Raw genomic sequence first — 4625 nt, forward strand, 5'->3', positions numbered from 1 at the left:
TCCGAGATCGAAAACGACCCCGCTTCACCAACGATTCGCCCCACGCAAACCAGATGGGTTGGGTTTAGGATGGGCTCAGCCGCATCACGCGGCACAGGTTTCAGTCCCCGCACAAGCGGATAGCATCGCCACCGGCAGGTCCGGTGAACGCGCGCCAGCCTTTGGTGTGTGATCGCGCTCTTTGCGAGCCAACAAAGCGTCGACCGCCGTCAGGCGGTTTTTTTGACGCCCCCATCGAAAAAAACCTTCAAAACCCTGAGTGAGGCACGAAACGAGTCTCGCTGCGGTTCCTGGGCTGTTTTCCGTACCCTACAGTCACCCTACCGAAAAGTTTCTAGGCTAAAAAAGATGGGCAGGGCCGCCCGCGTCGTCGTTTGGAGCCATGTGCTCGGACGCGACGATGCCATGACTCTCGAGGGAGCATGGCCGCCAGACGAAGGTCTGGTTCACAGGAATCAAGCCCGATGCAGTGAGCCTGACAGACAGGCAGCATCCGCCCGGCCCCCGATAACGGGCCTGTTCCTGCCTTCGGGCGGGAGACCACAACCCGCAAGGGCGTGGCGAGAGGGATTGGTGGCGACCAACCCGATCGAATGCGAGACTCCTGAAGCAAGATCGCCCCCTGTACACAGGTGAAAAGGCAGGACCCGGGGCCTCAATCCGTGGCGGTGAACGAGACACACCTGACTGTCTCAAACCCCACATCCATGCTCGGTGCGTGGATGGTTGACTCTTTACCCAGATTGCCCTGCGCCGGGATGAATGGCGAGATGCGCCGCGGCCTCCCCGGAGAACCGTAGGCCTGCACCGCGGCCGTTGCAACGAAAGCTGCTGCTTGTGGAGCGGTTTTTGCGTCGGCTTGCGCCGCGGCCGTGCCTAAGCTGATACGACGGTGCCAGAACAGGCCGCGTAATCGGAAGTTCAACCAGTGGCAGACCAACAGGAGCAGGCTATGAGTACAGAGGTGATGGAGTTCGATTTTGGCGGGAAGACGTTCAAAGCCACCATTGATAAAGACGGTCAAGCGTGGTTTGTGGCGTCAGAGGTATGTGAGATTCTCGAGATCAGCAAATATCGCGATGCGGTTGCCCGATTGGATGAAGACGAAAGGATGCCGCTAGTAGTGGACACCCTTGGCGGGGCACAGAGAGTTGCGTCAATCAGCGAATCAGGCTTGTACAGCCTGGTCATGACCAGCCGCAAGCCCGACGCCAAGAAATTCAAGAAGTGGGTCACCAGCGAGGTGCTTCCCGCGATCCGCAAGACCGGGCGATACAACTCGGAGAAAGCCGCCCCGACACTTGGCCCGATCGAAGCCCCCAGCACGCAAGAGAGGCTGCAAGGCGCGATGAACGCCGCTGGAACCCTGATCGGCATCGGCGAGGCGGCACTTGGAGAAGCTGGGCTCAGGAGCCACATACCCAAGCTCAGCCATGCCGAGATTGCGTTGGGTCTTGCTGGGATGATTCTCAAAGGCAAGCAATTTTTGCTGACGATGGAAGACATCGAGCGCCCTGTGGTGCGCGCGCTTGGTTCGAAGGAGGTGTTGGTCAACGTCGACGGCCACGTATGGATCGACAAGCTGCTGAGCGTGATGAACCGGGAGCAACTCAAGATTATGGCTAGCCGAGCCATTACGCGGATCGTTTGAGACATTCGACGAGGCAAAAAGCCATGATGACCGTCTCGAAGATGCTTATTGTGCGGCGCGACTATCGAGGGCAACCGCTGGTGGTGATGGTGAGCAACGGCCGGCCCTGGTTCGACCTCAAGGCCGTCTGCCAGGCGATTGGGGTGAAGGATGTAGAGCACGAGGCTGCGGGGCTGGATGAGAAACACGTCACCTGCGGTGAGACCTACACCGAGGATGGCTCTATGAGCAGCCGGATTGGCCAAGATCCAGCAGGCGCTGGCTTCCGGCCGGTACGACGCCGCAGGGCAGATCGCGTCGATGAAGCTGGGCATGTCGTCGATGCACGGCGATCAGATGGAACAGGAGGTGCGCTACATGCCGCCAGGGATGCGCGAGCTTGGCGCCAGTTTGCACAAGCAGGCTGGCGAGTTCGCGGTGGCTGCGCAGGATGCTGCTGCCACCGAGGATGCGTACAAGCCGGTGATGCTGTTCGGGCAGATGATGCAGGCTTGCGTCGCCTGCCACGCTGCCTATCGCTTACGCTGACCCACCGAGCTGGTACATACGGCGGCACCGTAGGATAGGCCGCGCAAAGGAAATCTGGATCACGGTCAACCGCTACACAATCCGATGGCCTACCTCCCCTGGGGGACTATGTTTACCTCGGTGAGTGCCCACAGACTTCGGCGTGACTCTTGACCAGATCGCCTGTCGTCGCGCGTTGTCCATCCGCAGGACGCCGGAAATGCTCACAGCAGCAATGAGCCGGTGCCGCAAACTGGATCGCAAAACCCCTTGCCGCCGTGCCGTGCCAGGATAGAAGCGAAGAGTGGAACGATCTCAGCAGGCGGTAGACAGTAACTTGGTACGCACAACCCAATAGACTTTGGTGGTGACAGTGCAGCAAGATCCCCCCGAGGGGACACGACAGATGCTGGATCAGCCGTCTCGTTCTCCGGCTTTGTTGCGTTCAGATGGCCAAAGCCGGAACCCAGGCGTAGTAACCGTTGAGCAGATAGACCCCGAACAGAATCAGCGTGATGCCGCCAGCAGCCTCAAACAGGCGTCGGTAGGCATCCAAGCGCCGGAGGTTCTGGAGCCATCCCAACGACCACGCACCCACGGCCACTGGAATCGCCCGGCCGAAGGCGAAGGCCAGCAGCAGACCCACCCCCAGCCATGGTGATCCCGATGCGGCAGCGACGCCAATCAGCACAGCCAGCGCAGGGGTACAAAAGGGACACACCGCAACCGAGAACGGGATGCCCAGGGCAAACGCACCCCATAACCCTTTGGGGCGGCGCGCACGCAAGGCCAAGGCCGGCAGGGGCAGGCGGATCCAGCCCGGCCACAACAAGCCCATCAGGATCAAGAGCGGACCGAGGAACAGTCCCCATTGGCGCCCCAGCAGATGCTCGACCCAGGCGCCGCCCAAGCCGGCAATCAAACCCAAGAGCCCGTGGATGAGCAGCATGCCCAGGATGAACATGGCGCCGAAGGACCAAGCCTGGCGGACCTGCCGGGCTTTGGTGACATAGGCCATCGAGACGGGAATGGCGGCCAGCGCCACGGGATTGATGCTGAAGGCCAGCCCGGCCACGAAGCTGACGCCCAGAGCTGCCGGGCCAGCATGTTCCAGGGTGGTGCGAAACAGGGATGGATCCATCGGTCAGCGCTCGTCCCGCGCAAGCGGTTCCAGGGCCGCACAGAGCTGCTGCGGCGTCGGCAGTTTGGGGAAGAGCAAATCCCCGTTGACGGCCAGCGCCGGCAAGCTCAGGACGCCGAGTTCAACGGCACGGTCGAGTGCCTCCAGCACATTGCATTCGCGCCACTGAACTTGCGGGAAGCGCTGCAGGGCGGCCGCCTTGAGTTGGGTGCGGGCTCCATCACACTGGGTGCAGCCCGGAGAATAGAACAGTTCGACGTGCATCAAGGTGCTCCCTTGGACGCAGTCAGTTCAGCGCCTTCGAGCGCCGCCAGAATCGGGCAGGCATCCAGGGGATAGCGTTCCTGGTTGCAATCGGCAATCAGGCGGTCCAGGGCAGCCGACATCGCCCTGAGCGCCTTGATGCGGTTTTCGAGCTGCAGCTTTTTCTCGATGGCCCGCTTGCGCATATCGCCGCAACAGGCGGCGTCCGTGGCACGCAGATCGAGCAACGCGTGGATCTCCGCCAGCGTAAAACCGCAATGCTGGGCCTGCTTGATGAACCGAATGCGACGCGCAGCGTCGGCGTCATAGAGTCTGTAGCCCCCTTCGGACTTGGAGGTGGGGGCAATCAGGCCCTCGCGCTCGTAGAAACGCAGGGCATCGGGCGTGGTTTGCGCCAGTTCCGCGAGTTTGCCGATGGTCAGCATGGGTTGTTCTCTGCCGTTCAGGAGGAAGACATGCCTGGCCCCAGCATCATCGCGGGGCCAGGCGATGCAAGGCCTTACCGTGCCTGACCGAGACCGGCCACGCGCAACACGGCTTCGTCGACACCGCGCCCGGCGCAGCAGCCGGCGAGTTGGCCGTCGATGGCGACCGCGGGAACCGAACGCACGCCCAGCGCCTTGGCACGCGCCGCAGCCTTGATGTCGTGCATGTCATGCACGACGATGTCGCAAGACGTGCAGGCAACGCGCTTGACCAAAGCCACCACATCTTCGCACACGGCGCAACCGGCGCTGAAGACCTCCACCTGACGTTGTGTTGCCATGTCAGAACTCCTTCGTTTGAAACACACCCATCTGTCTTCGCATGATCCCCGGGTGAACAAAGACCTGCCGTATCGCGATGGATGCACTCTAGACCTTGGAGTGAGGTCCAGAGTCAAGCGGAATGTTGGTCGAAGGGGCGGTCTGCAGGTCAACTCACGGCTTCCCGGTGTCGCTTTTGTTGAACTCCGTGAACGGCTTGGTCGGCAGGGTTGCACCTGGTTCCATCACGGCGTAGCCCTTGTTCTGCCAATAGGTCAGGGCATAGGGGCCGGCTGGAATCACGGTGACGAAGCCA

Annotated in this window: 6 protein-coding genes; 2 read left to right on the top strand and 4 right to left on the bottom strand. The window is 61.5% G+C overall.

Annotation, left to right across the window (positions count from 1 at the left end):
- Positions 1-952 precede the first annotated feature (952 nt).
- The gene (locus ACYCUK_RS23425) at positions 953-1651 is read left to right on the top strand and encodes a BRO-N domain-containing protein (RefSeq protein ID WP_461596996.1); all 699 of its coding nucleotides are present in this window, start codon (positions 953-955) and stop codon (positions 1649-1651) included.
- A gap of 237 nt (positions 1652-1888) precedes the next feature.
- Positions 1889-2179: a hypothetical protein gene (locus ACYCUK_RS23430; protein WP_461596997.1), complete on the top strand. Its 291-nt coding sequence runs from the start codon at positions 1889-1891 to the stop codon at positions 2177-2179.
- A 424-nt stretch (positions 2180-2603) separates the two neighbouring features.
- On the opposite strand, the gene ACYCUK_RS23435 is transcribed toward ACYCUK_RS23430, so the two are convergent.
- The 4 genes from ACYCUK_RS23435 to ACYCUK_RS23450 form a co-directional block, all read right to left on the bottom strand.
- Entirely contained in the window at positions 2604-3299 is a 696-nt protein-coding gene (locus ACYCUK_RS23435; RefSeq protein WP_461596998.1) for a cytochrome c biogenesis CcdA family protein, read from the bottom strand.
- Between the two features lie 3 nt (positions 3300-3302).
- Positions 3303-3563 (bottom strand): glutaredoxin family protein, encoded by a 261-nt coding sequence (locus tag ACYCUK_RS23440; RefSeq protein WP_094161305.1) that lies wholly within the window; start codon positions 3561-3563, stop codon positions 3303-3305.
- Positions 3563-3988 (bottom strand): heavy metal-responsive transcriptional regulator, encoded by a 426-nt coding sequence (locus tag ACYCUK_RS23445; RefSeq protein ID WP_461596999.1) that lies wholly within the window; start codon positions 3986-3988, stop codon positions 3563-3565. Before ACYCUK_RS23445 ends, ACYCUK_RS23440 begins: the two co-directional genes overlap by 1 nt.
- Before the next feature lie 74 nt (positions 3989-4062).
- Complete coding sequence (locus ACYCUK_RS23450) at positions 4063-4329, bottom strand: thioredoxin family protein (protein WP_461597000.1); 267 nt, start codon at positions 4327-4329, stop codon at positions 4063-4065.
- Positions 4330-4625: the final 296 nt, after the last annotated feature.

This window comes from Thiomonas sp. (genome assembly GCF_054608695.1).